This is a genomic window from Natronoarchaeum sp. GCM10025703 (assembly GCF_042661985.1).
Lineage (GTDB): Archaea > Halobacteriota > Halobacteria > Halobacteriales > Natronoarchaeaceae > Natranaeroarchaeum.
Map to the genome: position 1 here is coordinate 1,550,594 of NZ_JBHSZF010000001.1, position 23,023 is coordinate 1,573,616.

A 23,023-nucleotide genomic window follows, 5' to 3' on the forward strand; every position below is an offset into this window, starting at 1 on the left:
AGGGCCGTTCAGACGTCATCGTCCCAGTCCGGCGTGCCGGTCAGGATGCCACGTAACCCAGTCAGTGACTCGCCGACTGACATGCCGTCTTCGGAGATCTCCAGGTCGTGGATCGCGGAGTCGCACTGGCTGGCTCGCATCTTGAGGACGCCGATTACCTTGCGCAGTTCGCCGTCGTACTCGACGTGGCGAAGAACGACAAGATTATCGCTGAGGTGGCTCAACCGCTGTTCGGTCGCCTGAACGTCTCCCGTTATCTGATGGACTTCGTTGGTGAAAATCCCCGTGACCCCCATGTTACGGAGATACCGCCCGATCTTGATCAACTGTCGCGTCCCGTCGTCCGATGCGCCACGAAGCGACCGCGTGTAGCCCGTGATGCCGTCGATCATGACGACCTGTGCGTTGTCCGCTTCGACGCTCGTCCGGAGTCGGTCCGTGAACTCGTCGACCGCGATTTCGTCCGGATCGATCTCTTCGATGATCAGTGTTCCCTGTTCGACCATCTCCCGTGCCGGGATGCCGATGTCGTCCGCCCGTGCGAGCATCGTCTTCTGAGCCTCCTCGAAGCTATACAGGACCGCCCGCTGTCCACGGCTCGCGGCTTCGGTGAGGAACTGCAAGCCGGTAGTCGTCTTTCCGGCACCTGTCGGCCCGCTCAGGAACGTGATCGTTCCCGTAGTTATGCCGCCGTGCAGGAGGTTATCGAGCCCATCGACGCCGGAGGGGAGCGTGCCGAGCGAGGAGTCTCGATGATGATCGGCGGGAAACAGTTGCGGCCACACGTGTATCCCCTCGTCGTCGATGGTGACCGTGTGTGGGCCGGGCTTCGAGCCGGATCCACGGAACTTCGGCACCTGCAGTGTCCGACGATTGGAGTCTGCGTCCAGTTCGATCACCGCGTCGGCGAGGAACTGCAGATCGTCGTCGGCCATCGACTCGGCGGCCTGGGACGTCAGCAGGACGGTTGCGCCTTCGTCCTTGAGAAGAGCAAGCAGACTCAGGATCTGCGTTCGGAACTGGTGTTCGTCCGAAGAGAGGTATTTGAGTTCGGTAACCGGATCGACCACCACGCGGTCGGGAGAGATATCTTCGATCTCACCTCGAATCGCCTGGACAAGCGACGGTTGTTCTACTTCGCTCGATTCGAAGATATCGTAGGATTCGGAACTCTGGAACTGTTCTTCGGAGGGAGAGAGATCGAGAAATTCGACGGCGCCGATATCGAGTCCGAAACGTTCGGCAGTGTCGCGCAGATACTCGGTCGGTTCGCCCAGATTGATATAGAGCGTCGACTCGTCGGCTTCGACACCGGCCGCAAGAAAGTGTAGCCCGAAAATCGTCTTGCCCGCACCGGGTGAGCCTCTGACGAGGGTTGCAGAGTTCGGAACGAGTCCTCCCTTCAGGACGTCGTCCGCGCCAGCGACTCCTGTCTGTATCCGATTGTTCTCGGCGATCACAATTACAATGGTGGAAGGCCTTGTGATTCAAATAGTTACTGGCTACTCCCGGAGAGTAACACTCGATCGTCGACTCCTCCGCGAATCTTCGATATCCCGTTCACCAGATGATCGACCAGTGACACAGTGCTTATTATGCTCGGCTTACCCCTTTCCTGTATGGAGATCGAGGCCCAACAACTGGCCCTGGAGTTCGGCGGCGGCGCGCTGATCGGCGGACTGATCGGCTACGGGACCAAGAAAATCGCGAAACTACTTGCTGTGATCGTCGGCGTCCAACTCGCCCTGTTCCGCTTTCTGGAGTCGAAAGGGATCGTGATCGTCGACTACAACCGACTGACCAACGGCGTCGTCTCGACACAGGAGACGGTGCAGAACCCTGGCTGGATCGTCCCGATCCTCTCGACGCTCTCGATCGGCGCGGGCTTCATCGGCGGCTTCTGGGTCGGCTACCGTCGAGGCTAACGCGTTTTGATGTCGTCTTCGTCCTTGAGGATCTGTGTCTCGGCTTCGCCGCTCGTCACTTCGTTCGCCCGCTCGAAGAACTCGTTTTGAAGCCCGGCGGGGAACTTGAGGACGCCGATCCACGAACCGTCGGCCTGCCACTCCTCGCGCTGGAGTTCTCCGAACTCGCGGAGTTTCGCCTGCGCACTGCCGGCCTTGTCGGCAGGTACCTGCACGGCGACGGTGACCTCGTCGAACCGGATCGGAATGACCGGACGCAGTGCGTCGAGCGCGTCGTCGACCTGTTCCTCGACCGGTTCCATCGGATCGACGCTAAATCCGGCGTCTTCGAGCGCGCTTTCGATCCGGTCCGGCGGGTGCGGCGCGTCGTCCATCTGCGGATTGACGGCGTTTCGCGTGATCTGGTTGACTAGCTGTTTGTGCTTTTTCTCCTGCATCTCGCGGCGCTGCTCGGCCGTAATCTGGATCTCGCCGCGCTCGATGACCTCCGGGATTATTTCCAGTGGGTCCGTCGTGCCGAACACGTCCTCCAGATCGCTCTCGGTCGGCCGATCCCCCGACTAGCGTTCTCGAAGACGTCTTCGGCGGCGATGACGTCCTCCAGTTCGCCATCGAAGTCGTCGCGCTTGATCGACAGCGCGGCGTCCGGATCGACGAGCACCTCGAACCGCTCCCCGTGTGATTCCAACCGTGCCGTCACTGCCTCGTCGAGCGATATCATAGCTGATAGTAGCAGACGGGGATAAAAAGGTGTTTCCCGATCAGAACTCGAACGCGCTGGCGACGAGTAGCGGGACCACGAGCGTCGCCTCGGCCTCGACCTGCGTGTAGTTCGCATCGGTATCCTTGATCTTCCCCCACGAGACGGCTTCCTCCGGCGGTGCGCCCGACAGTGAGCCATCGCCCTCCATCCCCGTGGAGACGTAGACTGCGTAGTCCGCGCCGCCGCGGAACAGGTTCGTCATGATGGCGTGGTGTTTCGGGACGCCGTCCCCGAGTGCGATCAGGCCGGTCGTATCAGCGAGCATACCGTCCTCGATGAGGGTCTCGTAATCCTCCAGAATCTCGATGCCGATGTCTTTCTCGGCCTGCTGGCGGTAGTAGTAGAGGAAGTTCCCGACCTCGGCGTCGGTCAGCGCCGGGCAGAACACCGGAACGTCGTTGTCCGCGGCCTGTTTCAGTACCGAGTTCTCGTCGTCGAGCGTCGCGCCCAGTTCCCGGGCGAAATCGGTCGGCGTCCGCACCGCCTCCTCCGCGAAGAAATCGTCGAAGAAGTCGTAGAGATACTCCTCGAGCCAGACGTACCGGTCCGACGGAACGTAGATGTTACCGAGACGGTTGATCCCTTTCTCGCGGAGTTCGGCCTCGTCGGCGTCCCACGAGCCCATCTTGAACGGCTTCGCCGTCTTGATGACGTCCTCGGTCAGCGATCCGGACGTGGTGATCAGGACGTCGACGTGCCCCTCGCGGATCAGCGCGGCGATAACTTCGCGTAGGCCCGAAGAGACCATGTTCGAGGTGCAGGTGAGATAGACCGTCGCCTCGTCGTCTTGCATCCGCTCGACGATGTCGATGGCCTCGGCGAGAGCGGTCGCCTGAAACCCGGTCGTCGCATACGAGTCGAGTAGAGATTCGAGGGTGACGTCGCCGGTAAAATCGAAGCCTTCGACGTCCGCCGTGTCCAGTTCTTCGTCGCTATCGGGAAGCACGTGCTCCCGTGACTGATCGTCGCTCATACCCGTCCTTGTGTGTGGCCGAACTTGAAACGATTGAGTTCGATCGATCGGCGAAATCGGGGCGTACGCCACCCCTGTGACCAAAACCTTTTGCCCTCACACGGAGTTGGTACGGGCAATGTCGGACGTCAGTGAGTTATTCGAGGATTTATTTGTCGGTGCGGACGGAATCGTGCTGTTCTCGCCGAGTAGTTCGTACTACCAGGCGTTTGCCGAGATGGAGGATACCGACGTGATCGTTGCCGGTCGGGAAAACGAACACGGGGCCGACAGTTTCGTCGAGCTACCGCTGGTGTTCGATGACATCGCCGAGCAACTGACCTTTGCGATCGAAGGGGCACTCGACGACGACCTGGTCGAGGAAGGCGACGAACTGCTCTGTGGCGCGAAACTGTTCGACGAAGACGAAGTTGATACTGTCGCCCGCGTCAGGGCGAGTGAGGGCGAGAACTCCGGCGTCTACGATCTCTTTACACAGTCTCGGGCCGAGCCATCGGTGATCCGTTCCGTCTTCGAGGTGGCGATCGAACTGGGACAGAAGGGCCAGAAAGGGAAGCCAGTCGGCGCACTGTTCGTCGTCGGCGATGCCGGGAAGGTGATGAACAAGTCCCGGCCGCTGTCGTACAACCCCTTCGAGAAGTCCCACGTCCACGTCGGTGACCCCATCGTGACGGTCATGCTCAAGGAGTTCTCCCGACTCGACGGCGCGTTCGTCATCAGCGACTCCGGGAAGATAGTCAGCGCTTACCGCTACCTCGAACCCGCGGCGGAGGGCGTCGACATTCCCAAAGGTCTCGGCGCGCGACATATGGCCGCTGGGGCGATCACCCGCGACACGAACGCGACGGCGATCGTACTGAGCGAGAGCGACGGACTGGTCCGCGCGTTCAAAGGCGGGGAACTGATTCTGGAGATCGATCCGGAGAACTACTGATATGCAGGTCGACCAGGCGCTGGTGGAAGTGGGCAACCTGATACAGGAACCGATCGTGCTCGCACTGCTGGTGCTGGTGTTCGGTCTACTGTTGGGCCTTGGCATCGGCCGCATCAACAAGCAGATCCTCATGACTGCAGGGATCGGCGACACCGTCGAGGGGACGGCGTTCGAGCGCACAGCCAGAAGCATCGGGACGTCGACGGTCGCGCTCATCGCCCGGGTCACCTCGTGGTTCATCTACGGCGTAACGATCCTGACTGCGATCCACATCTCAGGACTCTTCGACGCGCCGGCGTTCTGGGTCCGCGTCGCCGAGTTCGTCCCGCGCCTGTTCATCGCCGTGCTCGTGCTGATCGCGGGCTTTATTCTCGCCGACAAGGCCGAACTGGCCGTCAGCGAGCGACTCAAGGACATCAAACTGCCGGAGGTCGGCGTCCTTCCGCTTGTCGTCAAGTACAGCGTCCTCTACATCTCGCTGCTGATCGCGCTCGGGCAGGTCGGCGTCAACACGACGGCCCTGCTCGTGTTACTGACCGTCTACGTCTTCGGCGTCGTCCTGATCGGCGGGCAGCGTTCAAGGACTTCCTCGCGTCGGCCGCGGCGGGGATGTATCTCCTGCTCAATCACCCGTACGGGATCGGCGACGAGGTCCGAATCGGCGGCCGACAGGGCATCGTCCAGGAGATGACAGTGATGACGACCCGGATCGAGAACGAGGAAGAAGAGTACATCCTGCCGAACCGCCTCGTCTTCGAGGAGGGCATCGCCCGGATGCGGAACTAACCGGCGCGGAACGGAGAGTATTTTTGCCCGGAGCCATCGCCCCTACGTATGGACGCGGCGCTTGGACCGCCCGAGAAGATGGCCGATCGGGGCGACGAACTGACGCCGATGCTGTCACAGTACTACGAACTCTGTGACCGCTACGACGACTCGCTGGTCCTCTTTCAGGTCGGTGACTTCTACGAGGCCTTCTGCGAGGCGGCCGAGGCCATCTCCCGGCTCCTCGAGATCACGCTGACCAAGCGCGAGGACTCGACCGGCACCTATCCGATGGCCGGCATCCCCATCGACAACGCCGAATCGTACATCGAGACGCTGCTAGACGCCGGCTACCGGGTCGCCGTCGCCGATCAGGTCGAGGAGCCCTCGCAGGTCTCCGGCGTCGTCGACCGTGCCGTCACGCGTATCGTCACGCCGGGAACGCTGACCGAGGACGAACTGCTCCGAACCGACGACAACAACTTCGTCGCCGCGCTGACCGCGGACGGCGAGGAGTACGGCCTGGCCCTGCTCGACGTCTCGACCGGCGACTTCTACGCGACTGCCGTGGGATCAGCAGCCGCCCTGCGCGACGAGATCAGCCGGTTCGACCCGCAGGAAGCCATCGTCGGCCCCCACGCCGATCCCGACCCGTTCCCCGACGGCTGTATGGTCACGCCACACGACGAGCGAACCTTCGAGCAGGAAAACGCACGCGAGCGGGTCAGCGCGTACTTCGGCGATCCGGAGCGACTGCTCGCCGGAGCGGTCGAGATCCGGCCTGCGGCGCGCTGCTTGCGTACGCCGAGTACACCCGCGGTGGGAAACACACCGAACTCGAGCCAGATACGTTCGCCAGACACGCCGACGAGGATACTGAGGCAGAAGCCGAGGCGGCAACGCTCGACTACATCAACCATCTCACCCGCTACGATCCGCGGGAGTACATGGTGCTCGACCGGGTGGCCATCCGAAGTCTCGAACTGTTCGAGCGCCGGGGTGCCCACGATCAGGCCGGGGCCGCGCTGGTCGACGTGCTCGACGAGACGTCCTGCGCGCTCGGGAGCCGAGAGCTACAGGACTGGCTCCGCCGGCCCCTGATCGACCGCCCCGAGATCGAGGCCCGGCACGACGCCGTCGAGGAGTTCGTCGGTGACCTCCGGAGCCGAGAGGAACTGAGTGACCTGCTTCGGGACGTCTACGACATCGAACGCCTCATCTCGCGAGTCGCTCGCGGCCGGGCGAACGCTCGCGACCTCCGCTCGCTCAAGCACACGCTCGATGTCATCCCGGAACTCCGGGACGCCCTCGCCGACGTCGAAACCGACGTGCTGGTCGATCTGCGTGCGGATCTCGACGAGATGGCTGACGTGCGCGAACTGATCGGGGCGGCGATCCGGCCCGATCCGCCGACCGGCGTCACGGACGGCGACCTGATCAGAGAGGGGTACAGCGACCACCTGGACGACCTCCGGGCGACCGAGCGCGAGGGGAAAGCCTGGATCGACGACCTGGAGGCCGGCGAGCGCGAGCGCACCGGCGTCGACTCGCTCAAAGTCGGCCATACCTCGGTCCATGGCTACTATATCGAGGTGACGAACCCGAACCTCGACGCCGTCCCGGAGGAGTATCAGCGCCGACAGACGCTGAAGAACTCTGAGCGGTTCGTCACGCCCGAACTCAGATCCCGAGAGGACGAGATTATCAGCGCAGAGGAGCGCGCGGACGACCTGGAGTACAGGCTGTTCACCGAGGTGCGCTCGGAGGTCGCCGCCGAATCAGCCCGAATACAGGCGGTCGCCGAACGGATCGCGGAACTGGATGCCCTCGTCTCGCTGGCGACGGTGGCGGCCCAGCACGACTACTGCCGGCCCGAACTGGGCGGCGACGGTATCGACATCGAGACCGGTCGCCATCCGGTCGTCGAACGCACCGAGGAGCGGTTCGTCCCGAACGACGCCGACCTCGACGACGACGCCGTCATCACCGTGCTCACCGGACCGAATATGTCCGGCAAATCGACGTACATGCGACAGGTCGCGCTGATCGTCGTGCTGGCCCAGATCGGCAGTTTCGTCCCCGCTGAGAGCGCCACTCTACGGCTGGTCGACCGGGTGTTCACCCGCGTCGGCGCGAGCGACGACATCGCCAGCGGGAAATCGACATTCATGGTCGAGATGACCGAACTCGCGGAGATTCTCGACGCCGCCACCGAGCGCTCGCTGGTCCTGCTCGACGAGGTGGGTCGGGGAACCAGCACGACGGACGGACTCGCCCTCGCTCGGGCAGTTACCGAGCACGTCCACGACCGGATCCGCGCGACGACGCTGTTTGCGACCCACCATCACGAACTGACCGAGATCGCCCGAGAGCGGGCAGGCGTCGTGAACCGCCACTTCGCGGCACGCCGGGAGGATGGGTCAGTCACCTTCGACCACCAGCTATCCGACGGCGCTGCAACGGCATCTTACGGCGTCGAAGTTGCGAGGATGGCGGGCGTCGACGGCCGGGTCGTAGAGCGAGCGCGAGAGCTACTGGGTGATCGACAGGATGATAGCTTGGCTGGAACCTCCGCCGCCTCGCAGCCAACCCAGCCAGCCGACGCCATCGGCGATGGTGGGGGAACCGATGCCGCGGTCGCCGCCCGCCTTCGGGACGTCAATCTCGCCGACACGACGCCGCTGGAAGCGTTACAGCTACTTGACGAGTTACAGCAGGAGTTCGAGTAACGCCCTGGACCCGGGGAATGGCCCTTGTAGACTGATCGCGTCGGACCGATACCGGGTCGATCCTGTGGTATGGTCGGTCTCACTATAGCTTTGAAGTTCCTTCGTACAGATGTACACATATGACACACGTAGCTGTCGTCGGCGGTGGACCGGCGGGACTCAGCGCGGCACTGTTCACACAGAAAAACGGTCTCGATGCGACTGTCTTCGACACCGACGAGACGTGGCTCCACAAGGCACACCTGTTCAACTATCTCGGCATCGGCTCTGTCGGCGGCAGCGAGTTCCTCGCGACGGCGCGCCAGCAGGCCGACGATTTCGGTGTGGACCGCCGGCAGGGCGAGGAAGTGACAGGAGTTACGGAGACCGACGACGGCTTCACCCTCACCACGGACGACGACGAGATAGCGGCCGACTACGTCGTCCTCGCGACCGGAGCGAACCGCGACCTCGCCGAGGATCTGGGCTGTGAGTTCGATGAGGACGATACCGTCGACGTCGACATCACGATGGAGACGAGCGTCGAGGACGCCTACGCGACCGGTGCGATGCCGCGGGCCGAGGAGTGGCAGGCGGCGATTTCGGTCGGTGACGGTGCGGCCGCGGCGCTCAACATTCTGACAAAGGAGAAAGGCGAACACTTCCACGACTTCGACGTCCCCGCGGACGCCGAAGCAGTGTTCGGCGGCATGAGCAAGGAGTAACGCGGTTCGATCCTACGGAGTCGGTTGTCCTCGCCGAGTGACCGCCTGTTCGTTGGGCATCGGATTGATCGACAGCCCTCCCTCAACGAACTGCTCAGTCTTCGTGGATCTCTTCGCCGCGGTTGAGTCGCTCCGCGATCCGGAACGTCTGCTCGCCCGCACGACGGGTCGGCGTGTGAGCCGCGAGATATCGTGCAGTGGCGACGAGATGGACGCGCGCTCGCTCCTCGTCAACGGCGTCGTACTGGGCGAACGCCGCCTCGACGTTCTGTCGGGTGTGGAAGCCGACGTCCTCCCGGAGTAGCGCCTTGCCGAGCGTCCGTTTCAACTCCCCTGCCTCGCCGCCAGCGGCGAGGTACTCGGCGGTCAGGTTGCCAGCACGAGTGACTACCTCGTTGGCTTCGACCTCGAAAGTCTCCTCCAGGTCGGTGAGGACCGTCGATGGGTCGCGGTCACCGTCGGGGTCGGGCAGCGGGATCGGCGGCGTGTTGAGGAATCGGTCGAAGTAGACGGCGAACGCAGCGTCGAAGATACCGCGGTAGAGCTCCGGGGCGTCCGTGCGCTGTGAAAGGGCGTGTACGGCGTTGCTGTAGGTGTAGGTGTGGTGGACGGTGTCCCAGTCTCTGAACTCGTTGGCCGTCCCGAACTGTGCGATCCGGCGGGCGGCGGCGTGCGCGACAGTCTCTGCCAGCTCTGTCGCCGTCGCACCAGCCGTGATCGCCTCGGTTAGCGCGTCGGCGATATCGTGCGGGTCGTCACCCAGCAGTGTCGCAACGAACCCGTCCGGCTCCTGCCACTCCTTGCCGTCGCCCGCGGCCAACAACGTCGGTAGCTCCTCCGCTATCTCCGAGCGAAGCGCGGCGACGTCGATCGGTTGTCGCCAGGTCGAGGCCTCCTCGGCGCGGCTTGCGCTCGCTGCCCGGGCACGAGACTGGGCAGGACGTCGTCCGCGCGGTCCCACCCCACGTGATCGAGCGTCTCGAACGCCTTGTTGATAAAGTCCAACCGGTGGCCAGCGTCGAGGTAGATATGATCGGTCGCGGCAGCAACGAGCAGTCCGGCGATTTCGTTCTCATCGAGGCCCGCGTTGATCGCCGCCCGGATGACTCGTTCCGCACCGTCGGAGTCGCGGACCTCGATGTTGTCGCGGAACCAGGACCGAAGGCGCTCCGGGGCGACGTCCTCGGTCGACAGCGGATCCTGCACGAAAAACGGCGGTTCGCCGGCCGACTCCTCGGCGACCTCGGTCAGACCGGTGTAGAGTGCCCGGCGGCGGTCTTCGCTCCGGAGATCCGACAGGAGGTTCGTCATCACGCCGAGCGTCGTCAGTCCACGGCCCCAGCCCTCTCGCCGGTAGTGCGTGCCGAAGTCCACGCCGATGTCGACCGGCGTCGTGTAGGCCACGTCGGCGTCATCGAGACCGATCACCGATTTGGCGACGACGAGGCTCAGGTTCTCCTGTAACCCGTGATCGAGACGCTCGCTCCAGCGCTCTGCGGGGTCGCGGTTTCGCTCCGGATGCGGGTCGACGTACACCTCTCCATCTCGCAGTTCGACGGGATACGTCTGGACGTCGTCGGCGAAGGGGTCGAACGTATCGCCACAGGAGACCTCGAAGCGCGCGTGGTGCCACGGGCAGGTGAGGATACCGTCGTCGACCGATCCTTCCGAGAGCGGAAACCCCATGTGCGGACACCGGTTGTCGACGGCGTGGATCTCCCCTCGTGGTGGACGATAGCGAGTGGCCGCTCCTCCGTGCTGACCAGAAACGGTTCCTCTCGCGGAACGTCGTCGAGATCACAGGCGTAAACGAACGCACTGGTATCATCGAGTGACATGATAGGATACAGCACGCGAAGGACTCTAAAGATTTCCTGAAGCGAATATATGTAGGATAATTAATACGCCTCCGGAACACGGCCCTGCGGTCAGTTCTCGAGTTTCCCGGCGAGCACTTTCGCCGCCGTGAGGACGGGATCCCAGACCGGGCTGAACGGCGGCGCGTACGCGAGATCGAGATTCTGGAGTTCCGTGACGGTGAGTGCAGAACTGAGCGCAGTGGCGACGGTGTCGATCCGCTTTGCACCCTCACGACCGACGATACTGGCGCCGAGTACGCGTCCGGTCTCGGTGTCGCCGACGAGGGTCACCGTCAGTTCCGAACTGCCAGGGTAGTAATGTGGACGCGTCGGAGCGTCGATACTGACGGACACTGGATCGAAGCCGGCTTCTCGGGCCCGCTCCTCGTCGAGAACACCGGTCCGGGCCGCGCCGAGGTCGAACGCTTTCACGATAGCCGTCCCGGCAATTCCCCCGGTCGGTGTCGGATCGCCCGCGACCGTGGTCCCGATGGCCCGTCCGGCGCGGTTTGCGGTGAGCGCCAGCGGGACGTGCTCCGGTTCGCCGGTGACGACGTGTTCGGCCTCGGCACAGTCGCCGGCCGCGTAGACGTCCTCGTAGTTCGTCCGGCCGTACTCGTCGGTCGCGATAGCACCGGTCGGCCCGAGTTCGATCCCGGCCTCCGCTGCGAGTTCGACGTTCGGTACGACGCCCACGCCGACGATAACGAGGTCGGCGGCGGCCGACCCGCCCTCGTACTCGATCCCCTCGACGCTTCCATCGCCCGCAAAGCCCTCCACGGCCGTGTCGAGGTGCAGATCGACGCCCTGCTCGCGGAGGTGGTCCTCGACGGTCCGGGCCGTCTCCTCGCCGAAGGGCTGGAGCGTCCGGGGTAGCATCTCGTAGATCGAGACGTCGAGGCCCCGCTCGACGAGCGCCTCGGCCATCTCGACGCCGACGTAGCCGCCGCCGACAATCGCCGCGCTCGCAGGGTCGGCATCGGTGACGTAGCCCTGGATCGCGTCGGCCTCGTCCATACTTCGCAGCGTGAACACGCCGTCGAGATCGAGGCCCTCGAACGGCGGTTCGATCGCTCGCGCGCCCGTCCCGATTAACAGGGAACCGTAGGGTTGCTCGAACGGTTCGGCACCCGCGCTGACGGTGACCGTTTTCGCCCTGGGGTCGATATCGACGACCTCGTGGCCGGTTCGCAGGTCGACGTCGCGTTTCTCCCGGAACGTTTCGGGCTCGACCGCGACAAGGTCATCGAGTTCGTCGACCTCGCCTTTCACGTAGTACGGCATCCCGCAGGCGGCGTAGGAGACCCACTCTCCCTTCTCGAACACGATTACGTCGAGTTCCGGGTCCTCCCGTTTGGCCTTGCTTGCGGCACTCATCCCTGCGGCGTCGCCCCCGACGATTACGAACGGATCCTCCATACTGTATACTACGTGGACCTGGATGTAAAGTATTTCGCAGAACTTACAATACTACTGTTTGAGGTTCGATTACTTCGAAAACAGAATACTCAGCGAGGTCGTGGAGATCAGCGCCGAGCGACGACTGCGAGCGTCTCGGGGCGGTCGTGGACGCGTTCGACGGTGAATCCGGCCGCCTCGAACTGCTCGCGCACGTCCTCCGGCCCGAACCGCTCGTCGGGGTCTGGCCCGTCCTCGCCGGTTCCGGTCGCCGACCAGTCGACGGTGACGACACGGCCACCGGGGCGGAGTACGCGTGCCAGTTCGGCCATCGTCTCGTCGCTGGCGTACTCGTGGTGGGTCATCGTCGAATACGCGCCGTCGAGTTCGTCGTCGTCGAAGGAAGCGAATCGACGTTCGCGGCCACCAGTTCGACGTTCTCGGAGACGCCGTTCTCCCGATGGACATCGTGCATCTCGGACTGGACGTCGACTCCGTACACCGCTCCGACGAACGGCGCGACGTCGTCGGTGTAAAAGCCCGTCCCCGAACCCAGGTCGGCCACGACGGCGTCGGCGGCCACGTCGAGCATCTCCAGTAGTTCCTCACGAGAACAGAAGCGATAGCGCGCCGGATCGTCGAGCGCATCGGCACGGTCGACGGGGAAGGTATGAAAACCCATGTAAAGGCATTGTGCGGCGAACGCAAAAGCGTATCCGTTCTGGCATCTGTCAGGTGCTACATATCGGTCGAGACGGCGTTAGTGCCAGAGAGTATTGCACTTTATATGCACAAGTATTATACTTCGGAGCGCCGTACTGGGATCTATGAGCAGCGACGACGAACGTGAGCGGATCCGTGAACGAAAGAAAGAGCAACTGAAACGACAACTCGAAGGCAACGACGCCTCCAGAGAGGAGAGTGCTGGCGATAGCGCCGCCCCCAGCGAGCCGATCCACATCGACGGGTCCGCCGAGTTCGAGGAGGTCGTCGACTCCTACTCGGTCGTGCTCGTCGACTGCTACGCCGACTGGTGTGGGCCGTGTAAGATGATGGAGCCGGCAATCGAGGCGCTGGCCGCCGAGACCGACGCAGCAGTAGCGAAAGTCGATGTCGACGCCAACCGGCAACTCGCAGGCCAACTCGGTGCCCAGAGCATTCCGACCCTCCTGCTGTATGCCGACGGTGACTCCGTCGAGCGGCTTGTCGGCGCACAGGACCGGGGGACGCTCGAATCGCTAATCGAGAAGTACAGTTGAACAGTAAGCGTCGAGTAGCCAATCGGCTGCCACGGCGTGGTGTCCGGACACAACCCTCACGCCGGCGACTTTCGACACATAACAAAGCGCATTTGACCACGGAGTGGTAATTTCGTACTCCGTGTATCGCCCTCCGAACCCGATCCGTCTGCTCATCCTCTGGATCGGGCAGCGCTCGCACGTGCCGGCCTGATCGACCGCGAGCGTGCGGTGCAGACGACCGAACTCGCGTGGCCCCGTATCGTCACTGGGATCGCGCGGATGTCAAAGAACGCGGTCGACGTCGCCCTCGTCGGCGTCGCCGTCGGCACCTCCGCAGTTGCGGGTGTCGGTTTCGCCGGTCCGTACTGGGGGCTCGCGTTCGCACTCGGCGGCGGCGTCGCCGGTGGATCGATCGCGCTCGTCTCCCAGCGCTACGGCGCTGATGCCCACGACGAACTGGGGCTTGCGGTACGGTCAAGCGCGCTGCTGGCGACCGTGATTACGATCCCTGTCGCGGCCGTCTTCTGGCTGGTCCCGCACACCCTCATCTCCATCCTCTCCAGCAACGAAGCGGCGATAGAGTACGGCGCGACCTACCTCCAGATCGTCGGCTTCGGGGTTCCGTTCGCCGGACTCAATCTCGTCGGGAGCCGTGTACTCGTCGGTGCCGACGACGCCTACACAGCCATGCAGGCCCGGGCGGGCGGCGCGATCATGAACATCGCGCTGAGCGCGCTCCTGATCTTCGGCCTCGATATGGGCGTCGCCGGGGCGGCCGCCGGGACCGTCCTCTCGAACGTCGCCGTCACGGCGGTTTTCGCGATAGGCCTCGTCCGGGGGCAGTTCCCCGGCATGGGCGCGTTCCCGGTACAGATCGATCCGTTCGGAAGCTACGTTGATCCCGGCACGCTCCACGATCTGGTCGAGATCGGCGTGCCCGTCGGCGCACGCAACCTCGTCTGGACCGCCGCGGAGTTCCCGATGCTCGGTATCCTCGACATCTTCGGCGAGAACACCGTCGCCGCCTTCGTCATCGCCCGCCGCATCTGGGGCATCATGAACGCGCCCGGGTGGGGCTTCGGCCTCGCATCGTCGAGTCTCGTCGGACAGGCGCTCGGCAAGAACGACGAGCGGACCGCGACGGCCTACGGAAACGACATCATCGTCTTCTCGGTCGTGACCTACATGTTTTCGGCGGTCATCATCGCCATCTTCGCCGGGGACATCGTCGTCCTGTTCGCCGAGGACTCGACGAGCGGCGAGATCCCGATTGCAATCGACCTGGTCTACGCCGCCTGTGTGGCGGTGGTGTTCGCCGGCGTCTCCAGCGGCGCGGCCGGCCCGCTGGACGCCAGCGGCGACACCCGGGTCCCCTTCCTCAGCCAGTTCCTCGGGATGTTCGGCGTCTCCATCCCGCTTGCCTACCTCGGTGCGACGACCTCGCTCGGCTACTGGGGGCTGTATCTGGCGTTCCTCGCGGAGACCACGGTTCCCGCGGCGATCAACTACTGGCGCTTCCGGACGGGCAAGTGGAAGCGAATCAGTAAAGCGTATCGTCCGGACGTCACCGCAGACGACTGATCGCAGTCGTCCCATCCGGTCGCATTGGCCCCACCACAACGACTACACTCTGCCGGTTTGATGATCCTGTATGGTCCGAACAAGTGCGTTCATGACCGAGGATGTCGAGACGGTGCATCGGGACGACCGCGTCGACGAGGTGCTCGAACGCCTCGCAAAGGCCGACTTCGAGGGGTACCCGGTCGTCGACGACGACGACCAGGTCGTCGGCATCGTCACGCAGACCGATCTGGTACAGTTGTTTCGCAGTAAAGACCGGATCGTCTGGATCCCCATCGGCGTCCCGCCCTTCAGCGAGACGCTGACATACGGCTTCGACCTCTCGCTCGACGAACTCGACATCGGCATCGACGCCGCGAGGGCCGCCCGCAAACCGATTCACGAGATCATGACCGAGGACGTTGTGACGGTCGAACCCGACACCGACCTCGACGAGGTCATCGAACTGCTCACCGACGAGACGCGAGATATCAACCGCCTCCCGGTCGTCGAGGACGACCTGATCGTCGGCATCGTTACCCGAGAGGATGCCCTGCGGGCGGTGCGTGACGAGACGTAGGCAGAACTTCCGATCGACGGTTCGGGTTGCTCGCTCGACGACGGTCGACTCCGCGCGGGTGATCGACCGGACGGCTTCGTCGGTGTACTCCAGTGTCACGCTCGGCATCCCACTGGTCAGCACGCTCGCAAGCGATCCCTCGATGACTGTTCCGGGGTCGAACGTCGCAGTGAACTGGAACGCGTCCGCTTCGGTCCGCAACGGCCCGGCAAACCGGAACTGGTCGTCGACAAAGGTCCGTGCTTCGTCGTGAGTGAACACGTCTCGGACGGCGGGCCAGAACGCCGATCTGTCGCTCTCGACGAGCGGTGCCATCGCGTCGCCGAGGCGGAGTTGGCGTTCTACGAGTCGGTCCTCTATCTCGTTCCGGCGCGACGGATCGACGTCTTTCCGGAGGGCGTCTAGATACGCGTCCTGGGTGAGTATCGGATCCCGGTACTCCTCTCCGGTCGCTGTCGGATCGGCGGCGTACTCCAGTACGACCTCGAACTGGTCGACGATCTGATCACGATACTCCGATAGCTCCGGCCCGACGACCTTGCGGTCGAACGCCTCCGAGTTCTGTACGATCCGATCGACGACCGATCCTGACACGCCCCGACTCCCAGTCAGCACCCGCGAGACGCTGAACTGCGCTCTGGTGGCCTCGATAGCGTCGTCGACGAACCGTTCGAAACCCCTGAGTGCCGCCTGTTCGGTCATTACCGAGAGACAGGACGGCAACGGCTTCAATGCCTCGGCCACGACAGCGCTACTGATCGCCGCCAGCGCAGTCCGATCGCAGGTAATTCTGGCTTATCAGTCGGCCTCGGCGAACAGGCCGTTTCTAACTAACCCCGTTCGCCGACAGCACGTATGCATGGCCGAAGGGCAGTCCTCCCCAGCGGCTGGTGAATCACGGACGCCACAGACCGCGGAAACGAGCGGCTACGGCATCACGGTCACTATCCTCGGTGCGGTCCTGCTGGCGCTGGCGTACTACGGCGTCGTCGCGATCCAGGAGGGGCGGATGATCGGCGAGGCACTGCCCGAACCGTTCTATTTCCTCGCAGTTGCGTTTCTGTTCGTCATGGAGTTGCTCAACAGCCGGCATCTCGGCTCGCTCGGCTTCCTGCGAGCCATCGCCTTCGCCGCTATCTACGGCGCGCTGTTCGTCTTCGCCGTCGAGGGCGGGCAGTATCTCTGGGAAGAACCGTCGGTTGCGCAGGGGTACGTCGGCGTCACGGTGCTTGCAGTCGCGCTCGTCGCCGCCGCGCTCGTCTACGTCGGCTATCTGACGGTCGTCGAGACGCGTGCGGGCCGAGTACAAGCCGAGTAGTCGAGGTTCGTTACTCGCGGGGGCCGCCGAGACGAACTCCAGTCCGTTTCGCTCCAGGAGCTCTGCTGCGCGGTCAGTCACCGACGGTGAGACGAGGATCCCGCGGATCTCGGCGTCGTCGTGGAGATCACGCCGGAGCGCGTCGACGTACCGCCCGAGTTGGCCGACCGCGTCCGGACCTACGCGCTTTCGCTTGAGTTCGACCGCGACGGTCCGGCCGTCGCTATCCTCGCCGAAGATGTCGATTGCGCCCGCGGCGGTGTCGCGCTCGGTCGCGAGCGGCGTAAAGCCCGGTTCGACGAGTTCCGGATCGTCCAGGATGCGATTTCGGAGATCCTCCTCGGTGCCGTCGAGGGTGAGTTCGGTGGCGTCCTCGACGGCAAAGGTCGACACCTGAGCGATCTGCTCGAACCGGACCACCAGTCGCTCGTCCGGGGTCGAGCGCTCGCTTTCGAGGACGAGTCGGTCCTCAGCGACGCCAGCCTCGTGAGTACAGCCTGGTGGTTGCCAGTTGACCGGTTGCTGGCTCTCGTCGGTGTGGACGAGAATCGAGCCGTCGGGCTTGCACATGACGTGGCGGTCACCGAGTCCGAGCGTCGAGGACGCCCGGCCGTCGTACTCGACGGTACAGCGGCCAAAGAGCGTCACTAGCCGTTCGGCCTCGAATCCGCTTTCGACCGCCTCCGTGGCGGCGTCCAGCGAGGGGTCGACGAGGGTGTTGATCACCGAGTCTCCGTCCGTCCCTGTCACTGGTTCCGGTTACGCGTTCGAGTATAAAAACGGCCCGTTCGTCGTCGCCGACAATCCACGGCAGTTTTGACGCCGCGCCCAGTATCGACCGGTAATGAACGACGAACTCCGCGAACGGGTCGAGCGGGCAGTCGAGAAACACGCGCTGATAAACGCCGTGAAACACGAAAGCGACGCGGACGTCGGCGCCATCATGGGGCCGCTGATGGGCGAGAACCCCGAGTTCCGCGAGCACGGCGACGAGATCCCCGGTATCGCGGGCGGCGTCATCGCCGAGGTGAACGGACTCGATACTGACGAGCGACGGGAGCGACTCGCCAACCTTGCTCCCGAGGAACTCGAAGAACTGGAAAGCGAGGACGAGGAGGACGAACAGGTCCTGCCCGACCTCCCCCGTGCAGAGGAGTACGACGAGATCAAGATGCGCGTCGCTCCGAACCCGAACGGTCCGTGGCACATGGGTCACGCCCGGATGCCAGCCGTAATCGGGACGTACAAAGAACTGTACGATGGCTGGTTCTGCGTCCGCTTCGACGACACGGACCCCGAAACCAAGCGGCCAGACCTCGACGCCTACGACGAGATACTCGACGCTATCGAGTATCTCGTCTTCGAACCGGACGCGGTCTACCGCGCTAGCGACCGCGTCGAGACCTACTACGAGCACGCCCGTGACCTGATCGACAACGGCGGGGCGTACACCTGCTCCTGTCCCGGCGAGGAGTTCTCCGCGCTGAAAAACGACGCGAAGCCCTGCCCGCACCGCGACAAGGACGTTGAGACGATCCACGAGGAGTTCGACGAGATGGTCGAGGGCGAGTACGAGAGCGGCGAAATGGTCCTGCGCGTCAAGACCGACATCGAGCACAAAAACCCCGCACTCCGGGACTGGGTCGGCTTCCGGATGATCGACACGCCCCACCCCCGCGAGGAGGCCAGCGAGTACCGCTGCTGGCCGATGCTCGACTTCCAGAGCGGCATCGACGACCACCTGCTCGGCATGACCCACATCATCCGCGGGATCGACCTGCAGGACTCGGCCAAACGCCAGCGCTTCGTCTACGATTACTTCGACTGGGAGTACCCGGAGGTCCTCCACTGGGGTCACGTCCAGATCGACGAGTACGACGTCCCGATGTCGACGTCTTCGATCAAGGAACTGATCGACGAGGGCGAACTCGACGGCTGGGACGACCCGCGCGCGCCCACGATAGCTAGCGTTCGCCGACGGGGGATTCAGGGCGAGGCCATCACCGACGCGATGGTCGAACTCGGCATCTCCACAAGCAACGTCGACCTCGCGATGTCGAGCGTCTACTCCAAGAACCGAGATATCATCGACGACGAGGCGGACCGGGCCTTCTTCGTCCGCGATGGCGTCGAGGTGCCGCTCACTGGCTCCGGACCGGACACTGCGACCCCGCCGCTTCACCCCGACCACGAGGACCGCGGCACTCGCGATATCCCCGTCGGTCAGGCCGTACTGATCGAACCCGATGACCGCCCGGACCACGAGGAGCGCGTCTGGCTGAAAGGCCTGGGTTGCGTGAAACACACCCGCGATAGCTTCCAGTTCACCGGCGACGACATCGATGCCGTGCGCGAGGAAGGCGTCGACGTGATCCACTGGGTGCCGGCCGCCGAATCCGTCCCCGTCCGGATGCGCACGATGGGGGGCGATATCTCCGGCCGTGCCGAACCCGGCTTCGCCGAGCGAGCGCCCGACGAAATCCTCCAGTTCGAGCGCGTGGGCTTCGTCCGCGTCGACGATATCGACCCCGCTGGCGAAGCGGAGGCAGTCGTCTACTACACCCACTCCTGAGAAGGCCACAAACTGCCCGCCGGACCGACCTGTAAACGTAACGTATTTCACTATACCCCGGCAACTTCGGGGTACGTTGGGCCGGTAGCTCAGTCCGGCAGAGCGTCTGACTCTTAATCAGACGGTCGCGCGTTCAAATCGCGTCCGGCCCGCTTCTGTGAGGAACAGTTCGTGACGAGCGAAGCGGATAGAGCGATTTGAATCAGAACAGAAAGGCGCAGCGAAGCGAGCATTTCTGGGCGTGGTTCGCAATCGCGCCCGGCCCGTTTTAGCCACGAACACTCCGTGAGACAACTGTCAGTCCGAACCGACCTCGAGGGTAAGTATCGATACGCCGCCGGGCCGCGAGATACACAACTCAATTCGCTTGAATCGCATCGATAACGACGGTCCCGAGCACAATCGGCTCTATCGGAACCGAGCTGGCGTCGGTAATCGTGATTTCGTACTGGTCAAACATGGCGAAGTCGCTCTCGATAGAGCCGATAGTTTCGCCCTCTGCATCGGTTATTTCGTACTTGTGGCCGATCCACTGGCCAAACGGCAGAACCTTGCGACCAGCGGTGACGAGTACACCACGCGAGTCGATTTCGGCGAGGAGCGACTGGTCATCGGCGTCGCGGATCCGCCAGGTGTCCTGAACCAGTGAGAAATCGTTGTCCAGTATGACGAGGTCGTCTCCAGTGTGACTATCTGTAAGGACGTAATCGCCGGCGATATCCCAGGTGCCACTTGCCTTCACAGTAAACATCTCGTTCCCATCAGTGTCGACGAAGGGAAACTCGTCTTCCTCCTGGTACATCTTGTACAAGCCGCTGAAGACGGTGTCGCCAGCAACGTTTCTGGCCTCATACTCGGGTCGAAGGTTCTTGTCCCGTCCCGTCTGTTCGACGATATACTGGCTGCCGGAGAGGTCAATCGCTGTGAGATCATACTGTTGTGGAGGTGTCATACTTCTACATATCGCGCAGTGCCAATAAAGAACAAGGCAGTGTTTCAGAGTCGGAACTACCAACTCACGGAGAATCGCTAGTGGGCTTCCCGCCACACTGAGTGAGCGTCTGGCTTCAGAAGAGGCGGTGTGCGAATGGTTCTATGACTCCCTGAAAAGATACAACTGCGCCAACTTGGTGTTTCAGCCCGATCTTCATAGCCCCCTGGCTCCGCACACGTAGCAGAATTGATTCAAGCGGAATTGAACCGGTAAACGACACGATTACGAGTTGAACAGTCGACCCTGGCTTCTTCGATATCATCTACGGAATGAGACGACGTTTGTTATCGAATTATTACTCGATACTAACGTTCGATTTCGGCTTTCTAACGCTATTTCACCGCTGCTGAGCGATAACCAATAAACGTACAAACATTATATGTTCGCGGGTTTTATGATGGACTACTAATGGGAATGCACCCACAGTCACCCTCCGACGACAGCCCCCCAACAGCGGAGCGGATCGACGAGGAGGGGGTAGCCGCATCGTTCGGACTCCTCGCGAATCGACGCCGCCGTCGAGTACTCGAGGTTCTCGGCCATCATCCGCGGGAATCGGTCGAGCGACACGAGATCGCACAACAGATCGCGACCGACACGTCCGAAGTCGAGCGGCGGGGAGAGAACCAGATACGTCGGATCGAGATCTCGCTGCATCACAACCATCTGCCGGCACTCGACGAGGCAGAACTGATAGCATACGACAGCGAAGAAGCGGTCGTCCGCCTCGAACGTCCCGATATGGTTCACCGACTCCTCATGCGATTGCGCCAATAAACGGATCGGAAAAGTCGTTACTCTTCTGGGCTGTAGTTCGGCGCTTCGTCAGTGATGACCACGTCGTGGGCGTGGCTCTCGCGCTGGCCAGCACCGGAGACGCGGACGAACTCGGAGCGCGTTTTGAACTCGGGAATCGTCTCCGCACCGACGTAGCCCATGCCGCTTTGCATGCCGCCGGTTAGCTGGTGGAGTTCGCTCGCGAGGCTCCCCTTGTACGGCTTCGCCGCTTCGACGCCCTCGGGGACGTACTCTTCCTCGTCGGGTTCCTCTTTGAGATAGCGGTTCTCCTCACTGTCGCCGCCCTTCATCGCGCCGACGCTACCCATTCCACGGTACTGCTTGTACTTCTTGCCGTTCATCGTGATGACCCGTCCGGGCGCTTCGTCGGTGCCTGCGAAGTACGAACCGAGCATCACGGCGTCCGCGCCGGCCGCAATGGCCTTGATTGCATCCCCGGAGTACCGAATTCCGCCGTCGGCGATGACTGGCACGTCCTCGGTGGCCGCGATGTCGGCGACCTGTGAGACGGCGGTGATCTGTGGCATTCCGGCCCCGCTGACGACGCGGGTGGTACAGATGCTGCCGGGGCCGATGCCGACCTTGAGTCCGTCGGCGAAGTCGACCAGATCCTGGGCCGCTTCGCGCGTTCCGATGTTGCCGACGACGACGTCGGCCTCGACGTTGTCTTTGATTTCCCTGGCACCGCCAACGACGTTGCGGTTGTGGGCGTGTGCACAGTCGATGAAGATGATATCTGCACCCGCTTCGTCCGCCATTATCGCTCGCTCAGTGCTGAACGGGCCGACGGCGGCGCCACAGCGCAGGCGGCCAGTCTCGTCGCGCGCCGCATTGTTGTACTCGCGGCGCTGGAGGATCCCCTGCATCGTGACGAGTCCGGTGAGTCGGTTCTGCTTGTCGACGACGGGGACGCGCTCGATTTTGTGTTCGTACATCAGTTCCAGCGCATCACGGGCCGTGACGTCTTCGGGCGCGGTGATGACCTCGTCGGTCATCGCTTCCTGACCTCGTCGCTCTCGCCGACTTCGAGATACGGTCGGATGTCGGTCCCGCTGATGATCCCCAGTACCTCGTCGTCGTCGTCGACGACCGGTGCACCGCTCACACCTTCGTTCTCCATCAGCGTGTCGACGTGATGGACAGTCTGGTCGGGTTCCGCGGTGACGACGTCACGAATGATCAGCTCGTCGGCGCGCTTGACTTTGGTGATTTCGTCGACCATCCGGTCGTCGTCCATGTTTCGGTGGATGACGCCGAGGCCGCCCTGTCGTGCCATCTCGATGGCTAGCTCGCTCGTCGTCACCGTGTCCATCGCCGCCGACAGGATCGGAACGTTGAGTTCGACGTTGCTCGATACGCGCGTCGAGAGGTCCGCCTCGTCGGGTTCGACGGTACTTTCTTTGGGCCGCAACAGCACGTCGTCGAAGGTCAATGCCTCTGGAACGTTTAATTTCGAAGAGAATCGATCGTTTGCGTCGTTCGCCATGTCAACCGTCCGATTCGGTCGCTGAAAAACGTTGCGAGACGCGCCGAGGATCCGGCTGTTCGTAGCCGCTGTTACGGGGTTCAGTACAGGATCTGACCGATCGTCTATCGATCTGTCGTACAGTCGGTCACATCGATGAATAAAACAGTACATACTGCGTGACCCGCGATATGTGGACGCTCCTCACGCAACGTTTATCACTCGATATGAACAATAGTGATGTATGCAGTCTACCAGTTCCGTCGTCCAGAGCAACGCCGGTCAGATGACCATTCGTTCCGGCAACTGCTTCAATTTCTTCTGGATGGGGACAAAACTGGTGGACATCTCCACCGCGATCGACTGGCTGTCCCACGAGGCCTCCGATTCGCATCGCGGTATACACCACCCATCGGCCACGGGGTACGGCCACGCAAGTTGATCG

General features: G+C 62.9%; 14 protein-coding genes, 1 tRNA gene and 8 pseudogenes. 14 read left to right on the forward strand and 9 right to left on the reverse strand.

Annotated features, from left to right (window positions below; translation table 11 throughout):
* Positions 1–8: 8 nt before the first annotated feature.
* Positions 9–1,460 (reverse strand): ATPase domain-containing protein, encoded by a 1,452-nt coding sequence (locus ACFQH2_RS08715; protein ID WP_377052773.1) that lies wholly within the window; start codon positions 1,458–1,460, stop codon positions 9–11.
* A 159-nt stretch (positions 1,461–1,619) separates the two neighbouring features.
* Here ACFQH2_RS08715 and ACFQH2_RS08720 point away from each other — a divergent pair, with 159 nt between their 5' ends.
* A complete protein-coding gene (locus ACFQH2_RS08720) occupies positions 1,620–1,925 on the forward strand; it encodes an FUN14 domain-containing protein (protein ID WP_377052775.1) in 306 nt (101 codons plus the stop codon).
* On the opposite strand, the pseudogene ACFQH2_RS08725 reads toward ACFQH2_RS08720, so the two are convergent.
* Together ACFQH2_RS08725 and ACFQH2_RS08730 are read right to left on the reverse strand one after the other, a co-directional pair.
* Positions 1,922–2,646, reverse strand: a pseudogene (locus ACFQH2_RS08725) (ribosome assembly factor SBDS). The gene ACFQH2_RS08720 and the pseudogene ACFQH2_RS08725 overlap by 4 nt on opposite strands.
* A gap of 40 nt (positions 2,647–2,686) precedes the next feature.
* The gene (locus ACFQH2_RS08730) at positions 2,687–3,661 is read right to left on the reverse strand and encodes a deoxyhypusine synthase (RefSeq protein WP_377052779.1); all 975 of its coding nucleotides are present in this window, start codon (positions 3,659–3,661) and stop codon (positions 2,687–2,689) included.
* A 118-nt stretch (positions 3,662–3,779) separates the two neighbouring features.
* Between ACFQH2_RS08730 and dacZ the strand changes: the two genes are divergently transcribed.
* From dacZ to ACFQH2_RS08750, 4 genes and pseudogenes are all read left to right on the forward strand, one after another.
* Positions 3,780–4,595, forward strand: a complete 816-nt coding sequence (gene dacZ, locus ACFQH2_RS08735; RefSeq protein ID WP_377052781.1) for a diadenylate cyclase DacZ — start codon at positions 3,780–3,782, stop codon at positions 4,593–4,595.
* A gap of 19 nt (positions 4,596–4,614) precedes the next feature.
* Positions 4,615–5,381: pseudogene (locus tag ACFQH2_RS08740) on the forward strand (mechanosensitive ion channel domain-containing protein).
* 48 nt (positions 5,382–5,429) lie between these two features.
* Positions 5,430–8,089 (forward strand): annotated as a pseudogene (gene mutS, locus ACFQH2_RS08745) (DNA mismatch repair protein MutS).
* Between the two features lie 119 nt (positions 8,090–8,208).
* The gene (locus ACFQH2_RS08750) at positions 8,209–8,793 is read left to right on the forward strand and encodes an NAD(P)/FAD-dependent oxidoreductase (RefSeq protein WP_377052785.1); all 585 of its coding nucleotides are present in this window, start codon (positions 8,209–8,211) and stop codon (positions 8,791–8,793) included.
* Between the two features lie 94 nt (positions 8,794–8,887).
* On the opposite strand, the pseudogene ACFQH2_RS08755 reads toward ACFQH2_RS08750, so the two are convergent.
* The 3 genes and pseudogenes from ACFQH2_RS08755 to ACFQH2_RS08765 form a co-directional block, all read right to left on the reverse strand.
* Positions 8,888–10,631, reverse strand: a pseudogene (locus ACFQH2_RS08755) (Rieske (2Fe-2S) protein).
* A 90-nt stretch (positions 10,632–10,721) separates the two neighbouring features.
* Positions 10,722–12,071, reverse strand: a complete 1,350-nt coding sequence (locus tag ACFQH2_RS08760; RefSeq protein WP_377052789.1) for an FAD-dependent oxidoreductase — start codon at positions 12,069–12,071, stop codon at positions 10,722–10,724.
* A 107-nt stretch (positions 12,072–12,178) separates the two neighbouring features.
* Positions 12,179–12,732, reverse strand: a pseudogene (locus ACFQH2_RS08765) (class I SAM-dependent methyltransferase).
* 145 nt (positions 12,733–12,877) lie between these two features.
* On the opposite strand from ACFQH2_RS08765, the gene trxA reads away from it, so the two are divergent.
* From trxA to ACFQH2_RS08790, 5 genes and pseudogenes are all read left to right on the forward strand, one after another.
* Complete coding sequence (gene trxA / locus ACFQH2_RS08770) at positions 12,878–13,309, forward strand: thioredoxin (protein ID WP_377052793.1); 432 nt, start codon at positions 12,878–12,880, stop codon at positions 13,307–13,309.
* Between the two features lie 121 nt (positions 13,310–13,430).
* A pseudogene (locus ACFQH2_RS08775) lies at positions 13,431–14,872 on the forward strand (MATE family efflux transporter).
* A gap of 70 nt (positions 14,873–14,942) precedes the next feature.
* Positions 14,943–15,431 (forward strand): CBS domain-containing protein, encoded by a 489-nt coding sequence (locus ACFQH2_RS08780; protein ID WP_377052797.1) that lies wholly within the window; start codon positions 14,943–14,945, stop codon positions 15,429–15,431.
* Complete coding sequence (locus ACFQH2_RS08785; protein ID WP_377076643.1) at positions 15,418–15,684, forward strand: hypothetical protein; 267 nt, start codon at positions 15,418–15,420, stop codon at positions 15,682–15,684. Before ACFQH2_RS08780 ends, ACFQH2_RS08785 begins: the two co-directional genes overlap by 14 nt.
* Positions 15,681–15,836, forward strand: coding sequence for a hypothetical protein (locus tag ACFQH2_RS08790; RefSeq protein ID WP_377076644.1), 156 nt, complete (start codon positions 15,681–15,683; stop codon positions 15,834–15,836). Before ACFQH2_RS08785 ends, ACFQH2_RS08790 begins: the two co-directional genes overlap by 4 nt.
* A gap of 931 nt (positions 15,837–16,767) precedes the next feature.
* Here ACFQH2_RS08790 and nucS read toward each other — a convergent pair.
* Positions 16,768–17,499, reverse strand: a pseudogene (nucS, locus tag ACFQH2_RS08795) (endonuclease NucS); the annotation flags it as partial.
* Positions 17,500–17,593: 94 nt separating this feature from the next.
* Here nucS and ACFQH2_RS08800 point away from each other — a divergent pair.
* Both ACFQH2_RS08800 and ACFQH2_RS08805 read left to right on the forward strand, forming a co-directional pair.
* The gene (locus ACFQH2_RS08800) at positions 17,594–19,321 is read left to right on the forward strand and encodes a glutamate--tRNA ligase (protein WP_377052805.1); all 1,728 of its coding nucleotides are present in this window, start codon (positions 17,594–17,596) and stop codon (positions 19,319–19,321) included.
* Positions 19,322–19,399: 78 nt separating this feature from the next.
* Positions 19,400–19,473 (forward strand) — tRNA-Lys (locus tag ACFQH2_RS08805).
* Positions 19,474–19,679: 206 nt separating this feature from the next.
* Here the strand turns inward: ACFQH2_RS08805 and ACFQH2_RS08810 are convergent.
* The gene (locus ACFQH2_RS08810) at positions 19,680–20,273 is read right to left on the reverse strand and encodes a hypothetical protein (RefSeq protein ID WP_377052807.1); all 594 of its coding nucleotides are present in this window, start codon (positions 20,271–20,273) and stop codon (positions 19,680–19,682) included.
* 450 nt (positions 20,274–20,723) lie between these two features.
* Here ACFQH2_RS08810 and ACFQH2_RS08815 point away from each other — a divergent pair, with 450 nt between their 5' ends.
* Complete coding sequence (locus ACFQH2_RS08815) at positions 20,724–21,092, forward strand: DUF7344 domain-containing protein (protein ID WP_377052809.1); 369 nt, start codon at positions 20,724–20,726, stop codon at positions 21,090–21,092.
* A gap of 17 nt (positions 21,093–21,109) precedes the next feature.
* Here ACFQH2_RS08815 and guaB read toward each other — a convergent pair.
* Positions 21,110–22,599 (reverse strand): annotated as a pseudogene (gene guaB, locus ACFQH2_RS08820) (IMP dehydrogenase).
* A gap of 223 nt (positions 22,600–22,822) precedes the next feature.
* Between guaB and ACFQH2_RS08825 the strand changes: the two are divergent.
* On the forward strand, positions 22,823–23,020 hold the full coding sequence (locus ACFQH2_RS08825) for a hypothetical protein (RefSeq protein WP_377052813.1): 198 nt from the start codon (positions 22,823–22,825) through the stop codon (positions 23,018–23,020).
* Positions 23,021–23,023 lie beyond the last annotated feature (3 nt).

What these genes read in the sequence shown, in the direction of transcription:
- ACFQH2_RS08825 (WP_377052813.1), top strand. Translation starts at nt 22,823, where the DNA reads ATGCAGTCTACCAGTTCCGTCGTCCAGAGCAACGCCGGTCAGATGACC.
- trxA (WP_377052793.1), top strand. Translation starts at nt 12,878, where the DNA reads ATGAGCAGCGACGACGAACGTGAGCGGATCCGTGAACGAAAGAAAGAG.
- ACFQH2_RS08815 (WP_377052809.1), top strand. Translation starts at nt 20,724, where the DNA reads ATGGGAATGCACCCACAGTCACCCTCCGACGACAGCCCCCCAACAGCG.
- ACFQH2_RS08730 (WP_377052779.1), bottom strand. Translation starts at nt 3,661, where the DNA reads ATGAGCGACGATCAGTCACGGGAGCACGTGCTTCCCGATAGCGACGAA.
- ACFQH2_RS08780 (WP_377052797.1), top strand. Translation starts at nt 14,943, where the DNA reads ATGGTCCGAACAAGTGCGTTCATGACCGAGGATGTCGAGACGGTGCAT.
- ACFQH2_RS08800 (WP_377052805.1), top strand. Translation starts at nt 17,594, where the DNA reads ATGAACGACGAACTCCGCGAACGGGTCGAGCGGGCAGTCGAGAAACAC.
- ACFQH2_RS08750 (WP_377052785.1), top strand. Translation starts at nt 8,209, where the DNA reads ATGACACACGTAGCTGTCGTCGGCGGTGGACCGGCGGGACTCAGCGCG.
- ACFQH2_RS08810 (WP_377052807.1), bottom strand. Translation starts at nt 20,273, where the DNA reads ATGACACCTCCACAACAGTATGATCTCACAGCGATTGACCTCTCCGGC.
- ACFQH2_RS08760 (WP_377052789.1), bottom strand. Translation starts at nt 12,071, where the DNA reads ATGGAGGATCCGTTCGTAATCGTCGGGGGCGACGCCGCAGGGATGAGT.
- dacZ (WP_377052781.1), top strand. Translation starts at nt 3,780, where the DNA reads ATGTCGGACGTCAGTGAGTTATTCGAGGATTTATTTGTCGGTGCGGAC.
- ACFQH2_RS08720 (WP_377052775.1), top strand. Translation starts at nt 1,620, where the DNA reads ATGGAGATCGAGGCCCAACAACTGGCCCTGGAGTTCGGCGGCGGCGCG.